The organism is Bradyrhizobium sp. NBAIM01 (genome assembly GCF_020194115.1).
In the GTDB taxonomy this organism is placed as follows: Bacteria; Pseudomonadota; Alphaproteobacteria; order Rhizobiales; family Xanthobacteraceae; genus Bradyrhizobium; species Bradyrhizobium yuanmingense.
Genome location: NZ_JADYVU010000001.1, coordinates 806,084 through 823,767 on the forward strand (window position 1 = coordinate 806,084; position 17,684 = coordinate 823,767).

18 protein-coding genes are annotated in these 17,684 nt (G+C 65.5%); all 18 read right to left on the reverse strand.

Features of this window, described 5'->3' with window-relative positions:
* Positions 1–3: 3 nt before the first annotated feature.
* Positions 4–1,479: a flagellar hook-associated protein FlgK gene (gene flgK / locus I6F31_RS03710; protein ID WP_057030131.1), complete on the reverse strand. Its 1,476-nt coding sequence runs from the start codon at positions 1,477–1,479 to the stop codon at positions 4–6.
* Positions 1,480–1,513: 34 nt separating this feature from the next.
* The gene (locus I6F31_RS03715) at positions 1,514–2,746 is read right to left on the reverse strand and encodes a flagellar hook protein FlgE (protein WP_225146815.1); all 1,233 of its coding nucleotides are present in this window, start codon (positions 2,744–2,746) and stop codon (positions 1,514–1,516) included.
* A gap of 106 nt (positions 2,747–2,852) precedes the next feature.
* Positions 2,853–3,434 (reverse strand): transglycosylase SLT domain-containing protein, encoded by a 582-nt coding sequence (locus tag I6F31_RS03720; RefSeq protein WP_057030130.1) that lies wholly within the window; start codon positions 3,432–3,434, stop codon positions 2,853–2,855.
* Positions 3,385–4,728 carry a flagellar hook-length control protein FliK gene (locus I6F31_RS03725; protein ID WP_225146814.1) on the reverse strand — a complete coding sequence of 448 codons (1,344 nt, stop codon included), beginning with the start codon at positions 4,726–4,728 and terminating at the stop codon, positions 3,385–3,387. The genes I6F31_RS03720 and I6F31_RS03725 overlap by 50 nt, the downstream gene beginning before the upstream one ends.
* Positions 4,725–5,903 (reverse strand): chemotaxis protein, encoded by a 1,179-nt coding sequence (locus tag I6F31_RS03730; protein WP_225146813.1) that lies wholly within the window; start codon positions 5,901–5,903, stop codon positions 4,725–4,727. The genes I6F31_RS03725 and I6F31_RS03730 overlap by 4 nt, the downstream gene beginning before the upstream one ends.
* The gene (locus I6F31_RS03735) at positions 5,900–7,213 is read right to left on the reverse strand and encodes a MotB family protein (RefSeq protein WP_225146812.1); all 1,314 of its coding nucleotides are present in this window, start codon (positions 7,211–7,213) and stop codon (positions 5,900–5,902) included. The genes I6F31_RS03730 and I6F31_RS03735 overlap by 4 nt, the downstream gene beginning before the upstream one ends.
* 6 nt (positions 7,214–7,219) lie before the next feature.
* Positions 7,220–7,915: a hypothetical protein gene (locus I6F31_RS03740; protein WP_036027422.1), complete on the reverse strand. Its 696-nt coding sequence runs from the start codon at positions 7,913–7,915 to the stop codon at positions 7,220–7,222.
* The gene (gene fliF / locus I6F31_RS03745; protein ID WP_225134443.1) at positions 7,912–9,537 is read right to left on the reverse strand and encodes a flagellar basal-body MS-ring/collar protein FliF; all 1,626 of its coding nucleotides are present in this window, start codon (positions 9,535–9,537) and stop codon (positions 7,912–7,914) included. Before fliF ends, I6F31_RS03740 begins: the two co-directional genes overlap by 4 nt.
* A 296-nt stretch (positions 9,538–9,833) precedes the next feature.
* A complete protein-coding gene (locus I6F31_RS03750) occupies positions 9,834–10,748 on the reverse strand; it encodes a flagellin (RefSeq protein ID WP_057030126.1) in 915 nt (304 codons plus the stop codon).
* Between the two features lie 271 nt (positions 10,749–11,019).
* On the reverse strand, positions 11,020–11,928 hold the full coding sequence (locus I6F31_RS03755) for a flagellin (RefSeq protein ID WP_057030125.1): 909 nt from the start codon (positions 11,926–11,928) through the stop codon (positions 11,020–11,022).
* A gap of 255 nt (positions 11,929–12,183) precedes the next feature.
* Positions 12,184–12,924: a flagellar type III secretion system pore protein FliP gene (gene fliP / locus I6F31_RS03760; protein ID WP_225112060.1), complete on the reverse strand. Its 741-nt coding sequence runs from the start codon at positions 12,922–12,924 to the stop codon at positions 12,184–12,186.
* Positions 12,921–13,364 carry a flagellar basal body-associated FliL family protein gene (locus I6F31_RS03765; protein ID WP_225146811.1) on the reverse strand — a complete coding sequence of 148 codons (444 nt, stop codon included), beginning with the start codon at positions 13,362–13,364 and terminating at the stop codon, positions 12,921–12,923. Before I6F31_RS03765 ends, fliP begins: the two co-directional genes overlap by 4 nt.
* A gap of 42 nt (positions 13,365–13,406) precedes the next feature.
* On the reverse strand, positions 13,407–14,114 hold the full coding sequence (gene flgH / locus I6F31_RS03770) for a flagellar basal body L-ring protein FlgH (RefSeq protein ID WP_057030122.1): 708 nt from the start codon (positions 14,112–14,114) through the stop codon (positions 13,407–13,409).
* Positions 14,115–14,861 carry a MotE family protein gene (locus I6F31_RS03775; RefSeq protein WP_225146810.1) on the reverse strand — a complete coding sequence of 249 codons (747 nt, stop codon included), beginning with the start codon at positions 14,859–14,861 and terminating at the stop codon, positions 14,115–14,117.
* A 67-nt stretch (positions 14,862–14,928) separates the two neighbouring features.
* Positions 14,929–16,059, reverse strand: coding sequence for a flagellar basal body P-ring protein FlgI (flgI, locus tag I6F31_RS03780; RefSeq protein WP_036007006.1), 1,131 nt, complete (start codon positions 16,057–16,059; stop codon positions 14,929–14,931).
* Positions 16,056–16,532, reverse strand: a complete 477-nt coding sequence (flgA, locus tag I6F31_RS03785; protein ID WP_225146809.1) for a flagellar basal body P-ring formation chaperone FlgA — start codon at positions 16,530–16,532, stop codon at positions 16,056–16,058. The genes flgI and flgA overlap by 4 nt, the downstream gene beginning before the upstream one ends.
* 13 nt (positions 16,533–16,545) lie before the next feature.
* Complete coding sequence (flgG, locus tag I6F31_RS03790) at positions 16,546–17,334, reverse strand: flagellar basal-body rod protein FlgG (RefSeq protein WP_036006992.1); 789 nt, start codon at positions 17,332–17,334, stop codon at positions 16,546–16,548.
* Between the two features lie 18 nt (positions 17,335–17,352).
* Positions 17,353–17,682: a flagellar hook-basal body complex protein FliE gene (locus I6F31_RS03795; protein WP_036006990.1), complete on the reverse strand. Its 330-nt coding sequence runs from the start codon at positions 17,680–17,682 to the stop codon at positions 17,353–17,355.
* Positions 17,683–17,684: the final 2 nt, after the last annotated feature.

Here is a 17,684-nt window from a genome sequence, read left to right on the forward strand (position 1 = left end):
GGCTCAGTTCCCCACGGCGGCCAGCAGGCTCTGCAGCATTTCATCGACGGTCGAGATGATCTTCGACGAGGCCGAATAGGTTCGCTCGACCTGGAGCATCAAGGCCATTTCGTCGTCCATGTTGACGCCGTTGACGTTTGACAACGCCGTGATGCTGCGGTTGAGCAATGTGCTCTGGTACTCGGAGTTGGCGTCGGCGGTCTTGCGCTGGTTTTCGATCCAGCTCGCCGATGATGATGCGAAGTCGATCAGGCTGCCGCTCGGCTTGCCTTGCGTCGTTGCATCGAACGGCTGCGCGGCATCCATGCCGCCGATGAGCTGCTGCAGTCGGGCCGAATAGCCGCCGTTGCCGGCGGTGTTGTATTGGTAGGCGGGGTTGCCGCTGATCGCGCCGTCGCGTAGCAAATTCGGGTTGCCGCCCAGGCTCGGATCGACCGAGGCCGCGACCGAGATCGTGCCGGCGAGGCCCACCGAAACGGTCGCGCTCGCCGGCATCGCCGGCGCGCCCGGATAGGTGAAGAGACCGGGAACGTCGGGCAGCGCCGCGGCGGTCTGATCGCTTTCCCTGAACGTATTGATCAGGCCGCGCGCGATTTCGTCGAGCTGGCCCTGATAGGTGACGGTGTCCTGGTCGCGCAGCTGGGCGAGGCCTGCGAGCTTGCCCGACTTCAGCGGCATCACCGAATTGGCGCCGGTCACCGGGACCCCGTCGATGTAGACGGCGTTGCCCGTGGTGCCGGCGGTGTAGGCATTCGTCGGCGCAAAGCTCACCGTCCGCGCCGTCTTGTCGAACAGCACCACGCCGCTATCGGCGTAGAGCGCCGCGTCGCCGTTGGGGCGGATCGACATGTTGACGCCGACCTCCTGCGACAGCTGCGAGACGATGCTGTCGCGCTGATCGAGATAGTCGGTGATGTCGTCGCCGGAGATCGTGCCTTTCACGATCGCGGTGTTCACGGTCTCGAACCGGGAGAGCAACTGGTTGATATTCTGAACCGACGTCTTCATGTCGGCATCGGCGCTTTCGCGGACCGACTGCACGGTCCGGGTCGCCTGGTTGAGCGCGGTCGCCATGTCCTTGGCGGACGCGACGGCCGCCTGCGCCAGGGTGGCGTTGTCAGGGGCGTTGGCATATTTCTGCAACGCCTGCTTCAGCGCGTTGAGCTGCGCCGTCGGCGACTGGTCGAGCTCCGGATCGTCCACCGTCGCGGTGGCGATCTTCTGCAGGCCGTCATAGATCGCGGTCTGCTTGGCGGACGACGAGGTCGCGATCAGGACGTTGTTGTAGAGGCCCGAGCTGGCGGCGCGCTGGATCGCCGCGACATAGACGCCGGCGCCGGGCAGATTGTCCAGCACGGTGAGCTTGCGCGAATAGCCGGTGGCGCTGGCACCGGCGATGTTGCGCGAGATGACCGACGACTGAACGCTCGACGCCATGAGCGAGGAGCGAGCCGAGTTGAGAGCGGCGGTAAGCGACATGGCGTGCTCTTGCCCGAAACGAGCGCCGAGGAATTCAGCGCTTCAAGTTGACGACGACATCCAGCAGATCCGAGCCGGTCTGGAACGATTTCGAGTTCGCCGTGAAGCCGCGCTGGGCCTCGATCATGCCGGTGAGTTCGTCCGCAAGGTCGACGTTGGAGTCCTCCAGGGCACTGGACTGGATCGTGCCGAGCCCACCCGTGCCGGCATTTCCGACCTGCGCGTTGCCGGAATTCATGTTGGTCGAATAGACGTTGCCGGGCTCGGGCGTCAGATTGTCGGGGCTCGCGACGTCGGCGAGCATGATGGTGTAGAGCGTCAGCTGCTGCCCGTTCTTGAGGATCGCCGTCACATGGCCGGCATCGTCGATATCGACCTTGTCGATCGCCGAGGGAACGCTGCCATTGACAGTGGCCTTGAAGCTGAAGTCGGTGCCGACCTGGGTCAAGTTCGACAGGTCAAAGGTCATCGCCGCACCTCCGGGAACGGTGAAGGCGAGACCGGTCGGGCTCGCCGCGGCGAGCGCGCCCCTGCCGGCCGCCGTGGTGTCGAAGGTGAAAGTGGTGGCGGCGCCGAGCGAGGTGCCCGTCGCGGAGTCGTAGACCCCGATCTGCCAGGTATCCGAGCCGACAGCCGTCGCCGTGTGGGACATATAGACGTCGAGCGTAACGGCCTGGCCGATATTGTTGTAGGCCACGATCGAGCTCTTCGATGAATATGACGCCGGGCCGGGCGGGCCAGCAATGACAGCCGCTTTCGGATCCAGGTTGCCGGTCGTGAGCGTTCCCGCCGTTGACGGCACCGGCATCTGCGAGACCTGGGCGATGTTGACGATCTGCATCCCGGACAGGCTGTTCTGCGAGAAGTTGGTCACGTTGCCGGGCTGGCCGAGAAGATAAAAGCCGGCCGCGTTGACCAGATTGCCCTGGCTGTCGGGCACGAACGAGCCGGCCCGCGTCAGATATTGCTGCGTGTTGTTGGCGTTCGACACCACGAAGAAGCCATTGCCCTGGACGCGGAGGTCCGTGGTCGACGTGGTATACTGCGTATTGCCGCCGTCGCTGATGGCATAGCGGACCTTGGTTTCGACCGCGCCGGAATCGTAATTGCCGGAGCCGCTCTTCAGGATCAGCGAGGAGAATTCCGTGGAAGCCCGCTTGTAGCCCGTCGTGTTGACGTTGGCGATGTTGTCCGAGACCGTCGACAGCTTGTTGGACTGCGCGTTCATCCCGGAAACGCCGGTGCGCATAACACCATACAGGCTCATGAATTGGGCTCCTTTGGTAGGTTGCAGCTACAATGGGGGTTCTTGCTTGCGCGGGGCTGATGATTGGGCGCGATGCACAACTTGTCGTGGTCCGGTCAGCTCTGCTTCAGCTCGTCTTGGGCTGGCAGAACGAGCGCGCCTTGTCCGTCCACGCGCCGAAACCGCTCGAGACGAGATGCGCAACGATGTGACAGACATAGCGCTTCTGCGCCGGCTGATTGTTGGGACCCGCGTTGTAGCGCGCGACAGCCATGGTCCAGCTGCCCTCGCGCTGCTTCAACTCCTTCAGGAACCGCGCGGCGTATTCGACGTTCCCCGCGGGATCGAACATCGCCCGGACCGAAGCGAACTTGTCGCCGTGATAATAATGGTTGATCTGCATGCAGCCGAGATCGATCAGCTTGATGCCTTTGCTGCGCATCGCCTCGAAATTCGCGATTGCATCGTTGATGTCCTTGGCGAACACGGTCTGGCCGTCGGCCCCGAGCGCGTAAGGATGGAGCGCGCCGCGCCGGCCGGTCTCGGTGAGGCCCACCGCATAGAGAATGCCGAGCGGAATCCCATGCTGCCGGGCCGCGCGCGTCATCTCGCGCTCGCAGGGGCGCGCAGTCTCGGCGGCGGCTTCCGAAGCGCTCGCGTTACAGATAAACAGGGCCGCGACGGTGATGCGGCGCCACGTCCTGCTCATGACGCGTCTCCTGGTTGAACTGGCGCTCCTGGCGAGCCTGTTTCGCGCCGCCGTCGGATTGCCCCGACGACGTGCCGGCACCGCCGAACGCGCCTTGCGACTGCGGCGAGGATTGTTGCTGGCCCGAGAGCTGGGGCTGGGACTGGCCGGAGCCGCTCTGGAATCCGTCCAGCGAGCCGTGCTGGACCGGCGCGACGTCGGCGACGTAGCCGGCCGACTGCATGAGCTCGCGGATCTGGTCGCGCTGCTGGTCGAGCATCTGGCTCGTGTCCTTGCGCTCGGCCGCGAGCTGGACGGACACTTCGGTGCCGACGAGACGCAGGCGCACCGTGACGTTGCCGAGGGCGGGCGGTTCGAGATTGACCGTCAGGATCCTGAGCGGCTGATCCGGTGCGTTGGTCTGGGATGCGGCGAGATCGGGTGCCGCGGACGCAGCCGGTGCCGAGGACTCCTTCAGCTCGGCGACGACTGCATTGGCAACCTGCTGCGGGGCGTTGAACTGCGCCGGTGGCAGATGGGTTTCCTGCTGGACCACGGTGACCTTGGTTGTCTCGGGTAGCGCGGCGCGCGCCGAAGCCTTGGCAGCGCGCTCGACATCGGCCGTAACCGCCTCGAAGCCGGGTGATGCCGGCCTTGCGCTCGAGGCTTCCGCACCTTGCGTCAGCGCAGATTGCGACGCCGCCATCGCTTGCGAAGCCGCCGCCTGCGAGCGCGCGCCGGCCGGGGCAGGACTGGATGGACCGGCATCGCCGGTCGCCGCCTTCACCGCGCCCGGTGCCTCGTGCTTCGCCGAGGGCGACCGCTCGTCACGCGCGGGCGCGTCCTTGTCTGCGGAGGGCACTTGCATCTGCGGTTTCACGGCAGACACAGCAGCGATCTCCTGCCCGACCATCACAGCGATGCCGGATTGATCCTGGCGATCTGTCCCGGTGAGATGATCGACCGGACGTGGTTGCTCCGCCAGCTTGTCGGACTTGGTGTCGGAGGTCTCGTCCATGGACTTTGGATCAGCAATGGTCGCGACGCGTTCGCGCGGCGCCGCCTCCTTCGGCTGCTCCTGCTCGGCCGGATGGATCGAACGCGTGCGCAGCGTTCCGGTCTTCGCGGCCGCCTCGCTGCCGTCTTCGCTCAGCGCCTGCTTGGCGAGATTCGAGACGGTGTGGAGCAGATCGTTGAAGGACGAGTTCGCCTGTGGTTTGGTCGCGGCACCCTTTGCCGCGCGCGACCCGCGCATGTTGAGACTCTCGGCGAGACCGTTGAAGAGCTGTCCGGAGGTTCCGCTGAGCTTGGTCATGGCCGGCGATCCTTGGTCAGGAGTTCGAGCTCCCCGAGCTGCTTCTGCGCGCGTGCGAGCGTCGCGGTCGATGACGCCAGATCGAGTCGCGCCGGCGTTGCCGGGGGCTTATCCGCCGCCGCGGCGGATCCGCCCGCGAACGGCTTGCGGACGTCGAGCGCGAGCTGCACCGTGGCATTGAGAAGGGGGACGTCGCGTTCGGGCAGCTTCGACCGGTCGAGCGCCTTCAGTTCGGCGAGACCGCCGTCATATTCGTCGGTGAGCACGCGCGAGGCGCCGCGGAGGAAATGGGCGCGCTCGCGTTCCGCCGATGTATCCGCGCTGAGGGTCAATGCCCGCTCGCCGGCCAGCCGGGTCACGGTCAGCCGTCCGCGCACCATCGCGGCGCGCGCCATCATGAGATAGAGCTTGAGGCGGCTGGCGCGATCGATCTGCTCGAGCAAGGCTGAGATCCGCGCAAAGCGGCGCTCGTCGAGTGCCAGGCTCGATTGCGTCAGCCCCGCGGAGAAGCGCTGCCAGAAATCGCCCGCATAGATCGAGTTGCGGTAATGGCGGATATAGGCCAGCGTCAGGAACTCGAACTTCTCGAAATCCTCCGCCTGCCCCACCAGCAGGATCTCGCGCCGCAGGGCCGCCTCCTCGACCAGCGTGCCGGGCAACAGCAGGCGCGCATCGTCCAGGCGCTCGATCGCGAGCGAGGCCTCGGCGCGCGCGAACAGCGCGCCCTGAACCAGCGCGACCTGTCCGCCCAGTCCCGAAGGAATCGTCCGCGGCTTGATCTCCTTGAGCAGCTCCCGTGCTTCCTCTTGGCGACCCTCGACATAGGCGAGCGCACCGTTGAACAGCCGCTCGTCGACGGTCAACTTGTCGCGCGGCAGTTTGCGGACGATTTGCGGCGCACCGCCGCTGAGCAGGTAGATAACGACCGCCTGGCCGTTCCGCGGATTGCTCCACACTGCGGGATCGGCCGCGAGAAACTTCTCGCCGATTTGCCGGATCAGCGCGATATGACTGCCATGTGCGGCGGTGTCGCCATTGGCGATGCCGTCCTGCACCGCTTGCAGCGCGCGGACGAGCTCATAGGGTTCGCTGCCCTGAGGCGCAGGCTGGGCAAGCGCATTTGCCGCGATGAACGGCAGCAGCAGCAAGACGGCGCGGCGCAGCAGCCTGATCAAGGGCGCTTCTCCCGGATCAGGATTTCGATCCGGCGGTTCTGGGCGGCCGCCGGGTCGTTGGGGAACTTCGGCCGCCGATCGGCGTAGCCTTCGATGTGCTCGATCCGCCGCGCATCGACGCCGGAGCGGACCAGCATGTAATAGGCCATCTGCGCACGAGCAGTCGACAGCCGCCAATTGTCGTAAGTTTCCGACCGGTACGGCCGATTGTCGGTATGCCCGCGGACGATGATCATGCCCTGGCGCTTCATCAGCAGCGGCCCGATCTTGTCGATCACGCGGATCAGCTCGGGCCGCGGCTCCGCCGAGCCGACCGCGAACATGCCGAAGCTCGCATCGTCGGTGAGGCTGACCAGGAGCCCTTCCTCGACCTGACGCACCTCGGCCGCCGGCCCCGCCCCTGCTTTGATGTCCGACAGCGCCTCCGCGACCGCGGACTGAAGCTGCTTGAGGGTGGGCTGCTGTGTTTGCGCCGCGTCGCGCGCCTCCGGCTCCTTCGCCGCATCGTTGGGACGAGCCTGCGGGGCGGTGCTCACCTGGACGCCAGCTTGGGCGCTGCCCTCGCGCGGCGACTGCGTCGGTGCGGCGCCCGGCGGCATCAGCGGCGATAGGCTTGCGGACGAGCTCTCCGGGCCCGGAGCCACGTTGCCGCCGGCATCATCCGTCCTGCTCCGGCGCGCCTGCACCTCGCCCGGATTTGCTCCGGCTGCGCCGTCTCGCGCGGAGGCATTCGGCTTCGGCTCGCTCTCGATGAAGCGATCGGCGTCCTTGGACGCCTGTGGCGCCAGCTTCCAATAGCCCGGATCGAATGGATCGCGATAGGCATCGCCCCCCTTGAGGCCGTCCTCTTCAGCGGAGGTCAGAGCGCCGGCGCGCCGCTGGCCCGTCGACTGGTTCGCGCTGTTGGCGATCTCGGCGAGCGTCGCATAGGGGTCACGGAACAGGACCTTCTCCTCGAAAGAGGCCGGCTTCTCAGCCGTCGGAGAATCGCCGCGCCTTTCCTCGTTCGTACCGGCCGGCTGACGCTTGCCGTCCTGGCCTTCGAACGACGACGGCTCCTTGTTGGAGAGATCCTTGAGGCCCTTTGGGGCAGGTGAGTTCTCAGCGAGCTTGATCGGATTGAAATAGCTCGCGACGACCTGCTTCTGGTCCTGGTTGAGCGCGTTGAGCAGCCACATGACCAGGAAGAACGCCATCATCGCGGTCATGAAGTCCGCATAGGCGATCTTCCAGACGCCGCCGTGATGCGCCTCCTCGGCGAAGGCGCTGCGGCGGCGGACGATCACGATCTCATGCTTGACCTCCTCCATGGCGGACTACCGGCGCGCTTCCTTGAGGCGTTCACTCCAGGCGGAGATCTGCGTCTCGATCACGGTCTGGTCGGCCACGACGCGCACCTCGAGCGTCTCGGCGGCCACGTATGCGATGCCCGTTCGCCTGGACGCCTCGAGCTGCGTCTTCACGAGGTCCAGCAGCTCGCTCGGGCCGGTGACCTTGAAGGCGGGCGCCGACGAGCTGCCGGTCAGCGCCGCGATCTGCTCGACCAGCGATCCGATCGCCTTGTCGCGCACCGCATCGGCGAGGAACGGCAGCAGGATCCGCGCCACGGAGCTTGCGATGTTGGTCTCGATCTCGCGGCAGGCCGCCTCGAAGCCGCTGACGATCGCGACCGCCTGCTGGTCGGACCATTTGGCCCGCTCTTCGCCGAGCCGGATCGCACTGCGGACGCGCTCCTCGGCCAATTTGGCGTCGCCTTCCGCGACGCCCGCGGCATGGCCGCGCCGATAGGCATCGTCCAGGAGATTGACCGGCGGCGCTTCCGTCGCGGGCGCAGGGGACTGAGCCTGAAGCTGCGTGTGGGCCTGCGGCTGCGATTGAGGCTGCGGATCGCGCCTCGCCTCCTTTGGCCTGGTCAGCACGTCCTGGATTTTTGGAGGCGGGGGCGGCGGCGACGACTTGACCCGGCCGTTCGCATCGAACTGCGTCAGGAGTTTTCCGATTGCCGCGTTCATGCCGCCTCCTCGCGTCGCATCCAGTCTTTAAGGATCGCCGCCGCCTGCGTCTGATCGAGCCGGACGATCTGCTCGAGCCGCTTCTGCGGCGTTCGCTGCATCTTGCCTTCGAGGTCTTCGACGAGGTTGAGCTCGGCCTCCTCGCCGTCGGGCAGCGCAAGGGCCGCCGAGGCCTCGAGCTGGGCGGCCTCGGCCGCCTCGGCCTGCTCCTGCTCCGCGCGATGGGTCAGGATGCCGTTGACCGCCGGCCGCAGCCCGAACCAGACCAGCATCGAAGCCACGGCCAGGATCGTGATCGCGTTGATGACGCTGCCGAGCTGCTTGTTGATCATCTCGACGAAGCTGATCGGCGGCACCGGCGCCAGCTCACGCGAGCCCTCGATGAAATCGACGGCCGTCACCTGGATCTGATCGCCGCGCGCCTTGTCCAATCCGCCCGCGGTCGCCGCGAGCTGGCTGATCTCGGCGAGCTTGCTGTCGATGATGGCCTGGTTGCTCTTGTCGCCGAGATCGGCGACCAGCCGAGCGCGATTCACCAGGACGGCGATGAACAGCTTCTTGACGGAATAGCCGTCGCTGACCGTCGTTGTGGTCTTGGAGGAGACCTCGAAATTGGTGACGTCCTCGCGGCGGGTCTTGTCCTCGCTGGAGTTCTTGCCGCCGCCCGCATTCACCTGCTGGTCGGGGAGATTCTGCTGCACCGTGGTCGGCGACGAGCGGTCGGCGTTCTGCGAGGATTCCTTCTCGCGTACGGCCCGCACCGAGCGCTCGGCGCGGTTCTCGGGATCGTAGACCGTCTCGTTGATCTGCCGCTTGTCGGTGGACAGCTGCGGAGCGACGCTCACCTCGAAGTTGTCGAGGCCCAGATACGGCGTCAGCGCCTTGCGAATGCTCTCCTGCACCATGCCGCTGACCGTCTTCTGCAGGCTCGCCATCTTGGTCGGCGCGGCGCTGGCCTCGTCCTCTTCGGCGAGCAGCATCGAGCCGTCGGCATCGAGCACCGTCACCTTGTCGCGGCTCATGCCGGGAATGGCGGCGGCGACGAGATGCCGGATTGACTGCGCCGTGCGCGCCTCGATCGCGCCGTCGGTGCGCAGCACGACCGATGCCGAAGGCGGCTGCTGCGTGGCGCGGAACGAGCCGCGCACCGGCAGCACGATATGCACGCGCGCCGCCTTCACGCCCTTCATCAGCTGGACGGTGCGGGCGATCTCGCCTTCGAGCGCGCGCAGCTTGGTGACCTCCTGCATGAACGAGGTCAGCCCGAGCGAACCGATCTTGTCGAACAGCTCGTAGCCCGAATTGGCGCTGGTCGGCAGCCCCTTCTCGGCCAGCAGCATCCGCGCCTGCATGGTCTGGCTCGGACGCACCGAGATCGCATCGCCGGCGGAATTGACGTCGAAGGTGATGTTCTGCTCGCGCAGCGCCGCGCCGATGCGCGTCACGTCTTCGCGGGTGAGGCCGGTGTAGAGCGTTTCGAACTCGGGGCGGCTGAGATAATAGGCGCCGCCGACGACGGTGACGAGAACCGCAAAACCGATCAGTCCCAAGGCCATCAGGCGTCGCGGCCCAAGCTCCAGCAGATTGTTGAGCAGTTGCTGTACCTGCGCACGACTGAGCATATGACCTCGTACCAATGCGAATGGTGACGACACTCAGCTGCCAACCTTGTCTGAAGGTTGCGCGAGGCGCGAAGGTGTGGGTTCGCTGGCGAGGCGTTGCAATTATGCAAGACGAGGCGACGCAATCGGTTTGGCAGCCGCGAGCGAGCGCTCGGGCGCATTGCAGCCCGACCGGCTGCGGCGTGTCGCAAGACGTATGACGAAGGTTCGATTGCCGGCATATCGCGTGTCGGCGCCCACCATCACGGCGGAGACCGTGCTCCCTGGGGGAGCACGGTCGTTTTCGAGAGCGCCGCTTAGCCGCGGAACAGCGACAGGATGCTCTGGCTGTTCTGGTTGGCGATCGACAGCGCCTGAACGCCGAGCTGCTGCTGGGTCTGCAGGGCCTGAAGGCGGGTCGATTCCGCGTTCATGTCCGCGTCGACGAGCTGGCCGACGCCGCGATCCACGGAGTCCATCAGGGTCTTGACGAATTCCGTGTTAGTCGAGATGCGGTTCTTGACCGCGCCGAGATCGGCAGCTGCCGAGGCCACCGAGTTGATGGCGGCGGTGACCTGCGCGATGTAGGCATCGAGCGTGGTCTGGTCGGCCGCCGAATCGGTCAGCGCGGAGATGTTGATCGTGTCGACCGAGGCGCTGCCGGCCACGGTGTCCAGGATGCCGGTCTGCGTCGTCGAGTAGAGCGTGTAGTTGGCGGTCGTCACCGTGATCGAGCCGATGGTGGGCGTACCGCCGACGCGGGAGTAGGACGAGACGAGGTTGAAGCTCGTCGGGGTGGTACCCGTCGTCGTGCTCAGCCAGTTGATGCCGTTGAAGGTCGCCGAATTGGCCTTCAGCTTCATGTCCTGCTGGATCTGGGTGATGTCCGCCTGGATCTTGGTGCGGTCGATACCCGCGGTCTTGGCTTCGACCAGCAGCGCCTGGAGCTTGGTCAGGCCGGATTCCTTGTCGCCGATCACCGAGGTCAGAGCGGTGTATTCGGTGTCCACGGTCGCAGCCGACAGGCCGAGCGAGTCGGAGACAGCGGACAGCGCGGCGTTGTCGGAGCGCATCGACGTTGCGATCGACCAATAGGCGGCGTTGTCCGAAGCGGTGGACACGCGCTGACCGGTGGAAATCCGGTTCTGCGTGGTGGCGAGTTGCGTGCTGACAGACCGCAGGGTCTGCAGCGCGGTCATGGCGGAGGAGTTGGTGAGAAGACTAGAACCCATTTTTGATGTCCCTTTGAAGATTGACTTGAGTTGGGGACATACCGGGCTTGCACCGGTACGACAGGGCGGCGTCATGCCTTTGGGCGTGCCGCAAACGCGGGTTCAAGGCCCAATCTGTCGTAGCGGCGAGGTTAGCGAGCGAAGCTTGTGCGGGGCTTGTGGCCTTGTGTTCCGGCCGCAACAGGCGGCCGGACTTGGGCACGCGTGGCCATACCCAAGCGAAAGGGCCGCGCTTCGCGAGAAGCGCGGCCCTCCTCCGATGACCTCCGTCTTAGCGGAACAGCGACAGGATGCTCTGGCTGCTGTTGTTGGCGATCGAGAGCGCCTGCACGCCGAGCTGCTGCTGGACCTGAAGGGCGGCCAGGCGGGTGGATTCCGCGTTCATGTCGGCGTCGACGAGCTGACCGACACCGCGGTCAACCGAGTCCATCAGCGACTTCACGAAGTTCGTGTTGGTTGAGATACGGTTCTTGACGGCACCGAGATTGGCGGCGGCCGAGGCCACCGAGTTGATCGCAGTCGTGACCTGCGCGATGTAGCCATCGAGCGTGGTCTGGTCGGCCGCCGAGTCGGTCAGCGCGGCGATGTTGATCGTGTCGACCGACGCACTGCCAGCCACAGTATCCAGAATGCCGGTCTGCGTGGTCGAGTAGAGCGTGTAGTTGGCCGTCGTCACCGTGATCGAGCCGATGGTGGGCGTGCCGCCGACGCGCGAGTAGGATGACACGAGGCTGAAGCTCGTCGGGGTGGTACCCGTCGTGGTGCTCAGCCAGTTGATGCCGTTGAAGGTCGCCGAGTTGGCCTTCAGCTTCATGTCCTGCTGGATCTGGGTGATGTCCGCCTGGATCTTGGTGCGATCGATACCTGCGGTCTTGGACTGGACCAGCAGCGCCTGGAGCTTGGTCAGACCCGAGTCCTTGTCGCCGATCACCGAGGTCAGAGCGGTATATTCGGTGTCGACGGTCGCGGCCGACAGGCCGAGCGAGTCGGAGACGGCAGAGAGCGCGGCGTTGTCGGAGCGCATCGACGTTGCGATCGACCAATAGGCGGCGTTGTCCGACGCGGTGGCGACGCGCTGGCCGGTCGAGATCCGGTTCTGCGTGGTGGAGAGTTGCGAACCCACAGACCGCAGGGTCTGGAGTGCGGTCATGGCAGTCGAGTTCGTAAGCAGGCTTGACATTGCGAATGTCCCTTTATGTACGCGTTTACATTTTCACGAGGGGACATACCGGGCTTTCACCGGTACGGAAGGGCGGCATCATGCCTTTGGACCGATCTGTGTGGGTCCAACCCGCCGTGCCGCATTGCTAGCACGCCGAATCTTGCTTCCGGATTAAGACGAGCTTGAATTCCGCAGTAGAATCATATGGTTAAAATAACGCGCCGCTAACCAAATCCAGCACCTTTCGCTTAACCATAACCGGCCGGCCAGTGCTCACGAGAACGAGCGGACCAGCCCGGAGGCCAGCAGATTCCAGCCGTCGATCAGCACGAAGAACAGCATCTTGAACGGCAGCGCGAGGATCGTCGGCGGCATCATCATCATGCCCATCGACATGGTCAGCGTCGCCACGATCATGTCGATCACCAGGAACGGCAGGATGATGAGGAATCCGATCTCGAACGAGCGCCGGAGCTCGGAGATCATGAAGGCCGGAATGATGACGCGCAGATCGACCCGCTTGTCGTCGAACTTCCTGCGGAAGCTTTCGGCGGCGAGCGCTTCGAAGGTCTGGAGATCCTTGTCGCGGACATGGGCCAGCATGAACTCGCGGAACGGATCGGTGATCTTCAGATAGGCTTCCTCTTCCGAGATCTCGTTCTTCATCAGCGGCTGGACGCCGGTTTCCCAGGCCCGGTCGAAGGTCGGCGCCATGACATAGAAGGTCATGAACAGCGCGAGACTGATCAGCACCAGGTTGGCAGGCGTGGTCTGGAGGCCGAGACCTGCGCGCAGGAACGACAACGCCACCGCAAATCGCGTGAAGCTCGTCACCATGATCAGCAACCCCGGCGCCACCGACAGCACCGTGATCAGCGCCATCAGTTGGATGATCCGGCCGCTTGTCGAGCCGTTTCCGGGCGGCAGCAGCGAATTCAGGTCGGGAATCTGGGCCAGCGCCGCTTCGGGCAGCACGACCAGAACCAGCGCGAGCAGCAGGACTTTCACCCTCACTGGATCACCAGCGTTTCGATGATCAATTCGCGGACCTTGCCTGACGAGCGGATACTGGCGCGCTCGGTCAGGTCGTCGCGCAGATGCTGGAGCCCGCGCGATCCTTCGAACTGCGCCACTGTCGCCGACCGCAGATAGGTCACGATGTCCTCGCTGATGTGGGCGGCCAGAATGCCGGCATCCTCGTCGCTCATGCTGTCGGTCACCATAGAGGCTTCGATGCGCGCCCAATTGTTGGCCGGCGCGGCGAGATTGGTCACGATCGGGGACAATTTCCGGAGCCGCGCACTGCCGGTGTAGCTCGACGCGATCGGCGGGGACGTGGCGTTCTTCTTCGCGTCGGCAACCCGCTCGGCGGTCGCGATCAGATGCAGACCGGCAATCGCGCCCGCGCCGATCGCGATCAGGGTCAGCACGACGATGGCAGCGATCAGGCGCATGGCGTCTCCTGCCATCGCGGCGCGATCCAGCCGGCTCGGGCCTCAGAATGGTGCCACGGCGTCATAGATCCGGTGTCCCCATCCAGGCTGCTGCACGTCCGACAGATTTCCGCGCCCGCCATAGGACACGCGCGCCTCGGCGATCTTGTCGTAGGAGATGGTGTTGGCTCGCGAGATATCGCGCGGACGCACGATGCCGCCGACCTTGAGCACGCGCATCTCCGTGTTGACGCGAAATTCCTGCGAGCCGCTGATCATCATATTGCCGTTCGGCAGCACGTCGGTGACGACGGCCGCGATCGAGAGCCTGATGTCCTCGGTGCGGTCGATCTGGCCGTTGCCCTTGATCTGGGTATTGGTGCTGAGATTGGCGTTGGCCGAACCCGTGTCGTTCCATCCAGCGATGTCCATCAGCCAGTCGAGCCCGAACTTGACCTGCGAATCGCGCGAACGGCCAGTCTTGTTGTCGAGCTTGGCCTTGTCCTGCATCGAGATGATCACCGTCACGACGTCGCCGGTGCGGCGGGCGCGCGGATCGCGGTAGAGATCGGTGCCGTCGTCCCAGGTCGAGCGATAGCTGACGGGCGTGCGCATGCGCGGCGTCACCGGGATCGGATCGGCCTGCATCCGCAGGCCGCTGCCGACGGGCGACATCTGCGGACCGGTCAGGACTTCGGCCGGATCATGGAAGCAACCGGCCAGAAGTACGGACGCCGCGAGCAGCGAGAGGATGAGGATCGGCTTGGTCATCTATTTGCTCTTTCCGTCGTCCACGCGACGCATGCCGCCGAGCAGGTCTGCGAGGTGCGCCGCGCGTGCCGTGTCCATCTCGTTGAAGATCGCGCTCGAGCTGCGCGGGCTGAGCTTGGCGAGCACTGCGGCGGCGGTCTCGTCGGCCATGCCGGCGATCTGCGTCGCCGCAGCTTCGGGCTTCATGCGCGAATAGATCTCGACGACGCTCGCTTCGGCCTTCTTCAGGAAGTCGTCGCGCAGCGCCATCCACTTCTCGTATTCGGCGCGCTTGGCCTCGACCTCGGCGATGCGCTCGCGCAGCAGGCTCTCGGCCTTCTCGAGCTCCTTGAGCTGCCAGGCCAGCCTGGCATCGACGGCGGGATCGGCGACGTTGCTGCAGAACAGCGCGATTTCGTTGTCCGGGGGCGGCGCAGCCTGCGGCGGTGCAGGCGTCGGCGGCGCCGTGACGCTGCCAGGCTTAGCCGGACGGGCAGGCGCCGGTGTCTCCGGCACCGCACCGGTGACCGCGGGGCCCGAATCTTCGGCCGCCCATGCCGTGGCCCGGACCGACGCATTGTCGACAGGTGTCGCGGTGGCCGACGGCTGCGGCTTCTGCGGTCCGCCAGCGCGGGCGCGGGCGAAGGAGAGCAGGTTGAGCGGTTTCGACGGCTTGGCCTCGTCCAAGGCGAGCGCGGGCGAGGCGCTCGCGAGCATTGCTGCCGCGGCCAGCAGGAGGAGTTTGCCTTTGTGATCCAGCTTCAGCATCGGGCCGCGTGCGATTCTCGCTTCAGACCTGAGCATTGAGCGACCAAGCTTGCACGACGCTTGCGCATCATTGCACGATGACGTCGGCCTGGAGCGCGCCTGCCGTCTTGATCGCCTGCAGGATCGCGATAATCCCCGATGGCTTCAGGCCAATCTGGTTCAGCCCGCGCACCAGGCGCTGGAGATCGACCCCGCTCAGGATCGCCACCTGCGATCCGGCCTCGTTGGCTTCGACCACGGTCTGCGGGACGACCACCGTCTGTCCCCGCGAGAACGGCGCCGGCTGCGACACAACCGGCATCTCCGTGACGCGAACCGTCAGATTGCCGTGGGTCACGGCGACGGTGGATATCCGCACGTCGCGCCCGATCACGACCGTGCCGGTGCGCTCGTTGATCACGACCCGCGCCGGCGTATCCGGCTCGACCACCAATTCGCCAATCTCGGCGAGGAAGCGAACAGGGCCGACATGACGCGGCTTCGACAGCACGATGGTGCGGTAGTCGCGCTCGAAGGCGATCTGCGCGCGGTAGCGACCGCCGGCGTAGCGGTTGACAGCGTCGAGGATGCGCGTTGCGGTGACGAAGTCCGGGTTCTTCAGCTGTAGCACCAGGAACTCCATCTCGTGGAGACTTCCCTGCACCTCGCGTTCGACCAGCGCACCGTTCGGGATGCGCCCGGCCGTCGGCGTGCCCTGGCTGACGTTCTGCGCCTGGCCTCCGACGCTGTAGCCGGCAACCGTGATCGCGCCCTGTGCCACCGCATAGACGGCGCCGTCCGCCGCGCGCAGCGACGTCATCACCAATGTGCCGCCGAGCAGCGACGTCGCATCGCCGAGCGAGGACACGGTGACGTCCATGCGCTCGCCGGGCCCGATCGAAGGCGGCAGGTCCGCCGTCACCATCACCGCTGCGACGTTGCGCGTGCGCAGCGTGGTCGGACGCGGGGGATTGTTGGTGCTCGTGGTCTCGTTCCTGACGTTGATGCCCATGTTCTCGAGCATCGACTGCAGGGACTGTTCGGTGAACGGAGCGTTGCGCAGCGTGTCGCCGGTACCGTTGAGGCCGATGACGAGGCCGTAGCCGACGATCTGGTTCTCGCGCAAACCCTTGATGTCCGCGATGTCCTTGATGCGGACGGCGGCCTGGGCGCCGGCGGCCGACACCAGCAGCATGAGCGCAAGCAGGAGCCTGGTCATGACCCGTCCATGACCTTGACGCTGCCGTCCGGCTGGACGACGCCCCTGATGATCACGCCGGTGTCCGTGTTGCGCACGGGGATCAGCGCGCCGGCCGCACCCGACTGCATGGCCGAGCCGTAAGTGACGATGGACAGGCCGCTGTCCTCGACCACGACCTTGACCATGGCGCCGCGCGCGACGGTCCAGGGGTCCTCCACCGCATTGGTTGGAATGGGCTGGCCCGGCAACAGCGCGCGCCGCGCCATGCGACCGACCAGGATCTGGCGTCCCTCGATGAACATTGCGACGCCGAGCAGGCTCGGCGCGAAGGCGCGCTCGGTGATCATCTCCTCGCGGATTATCTCGCCGGCGCGGATCGAGACGGCCGGTACGGGAAGCCGCTTCTCCTCGGCCGCGGCGGCCCGCGCCGCGGCGAGAACCAGCAGCACGGCGGCCAACCCGCGCACGATCAGGCCCACCCTGTTCAACATCGAGACACCGGAACTAGCGCATGCCCTTCGAGACCGTCTGGGCCATTTCATCCGAGGCCTGGATGACCTTGGCATTCATTTCGTAGGCACGCTGGGCCGAGATCAACTCGGTGATTTCCTTGACCGGGTCGACGTTCGAGGCTTCGAGCCATTTCTGGTTGATCTTGCCATAGCCGGCATCGCCCGGCAGACCGACGACCGGCGTGCCGGACGCCGTGGTCTCCTTGTAGAGATTGCTGCCCAGCGGCTCGAGACCCGCTTCGTTAGCGAAGTTGGCGAGGTTGAGCTGGCCGATCTGCCGCGGATTCACTTCCGTGTCGAGCTTGGCAAACACCTGGCCGGTCTGGTTGACCGTGACCTCGACCGTCCCCTGCGGGATGGTGATCGCGGGATCCAGCAGGTAACCGTCGATCGTGACCAGCTGAGCGTTGGCGTTGACGTTGAACGAGCCCGCACGGGTGTATTGCACCTCGTTGTTGGGGCCGAGCACCTGAAACCAGCCACGTCCGTTGATCGCGAGATCATAGGGATTGCCGGTCTGCGTCAGCGCGCCCTGGATGTGCAGCTTGCGGATCGCCGCCGACTTGACGCCGAGGCCGAGATTGGCACCTTCCGGAATCGGCGAGGAGCCGTTGGTGTTCGCGACGCCCTGCATGCGGTCCATCTGGTAGAACAGATCGGTGAACTCCGCGCGCGCCCGCTTGTAGGAGGTCGAGTTGATGTTGGCGATGTTGTTCGCGATGACTTCGATGTTGGTCTGCTGGGCGTTCATGCCCGTGGCCGCAATGGCGAGCGATTTCACTGGTCCCACTCCTTCAGATCAAATCGACATCCGAACGACTTCCTGGTAGGCCTGGACGACCTTGTCGCGAACCGCGACCGCCGTCTGCAGGGCCTGCTCGGCCGACATCAGCGCCTCCACGACGCGGCGCGTCGATTCCTTGCCCTGCATTGCCGAGATCGATGCCGCCTCGCCCGCCTTCAGCGTCCCGATCGCATCCGACGTCACCTGCTTCATCACCGATTCGAAGCCAACGTCGTCACTGGTCTGGATCGCGGTGGTCGCCGCCGGCGAGACGGCCTGCGTCTCGGTCGCACGGCTCGCGGCTTGCCCTGCGGAAATCGCGGTGGATGAAATCGCCTCAAGCATGG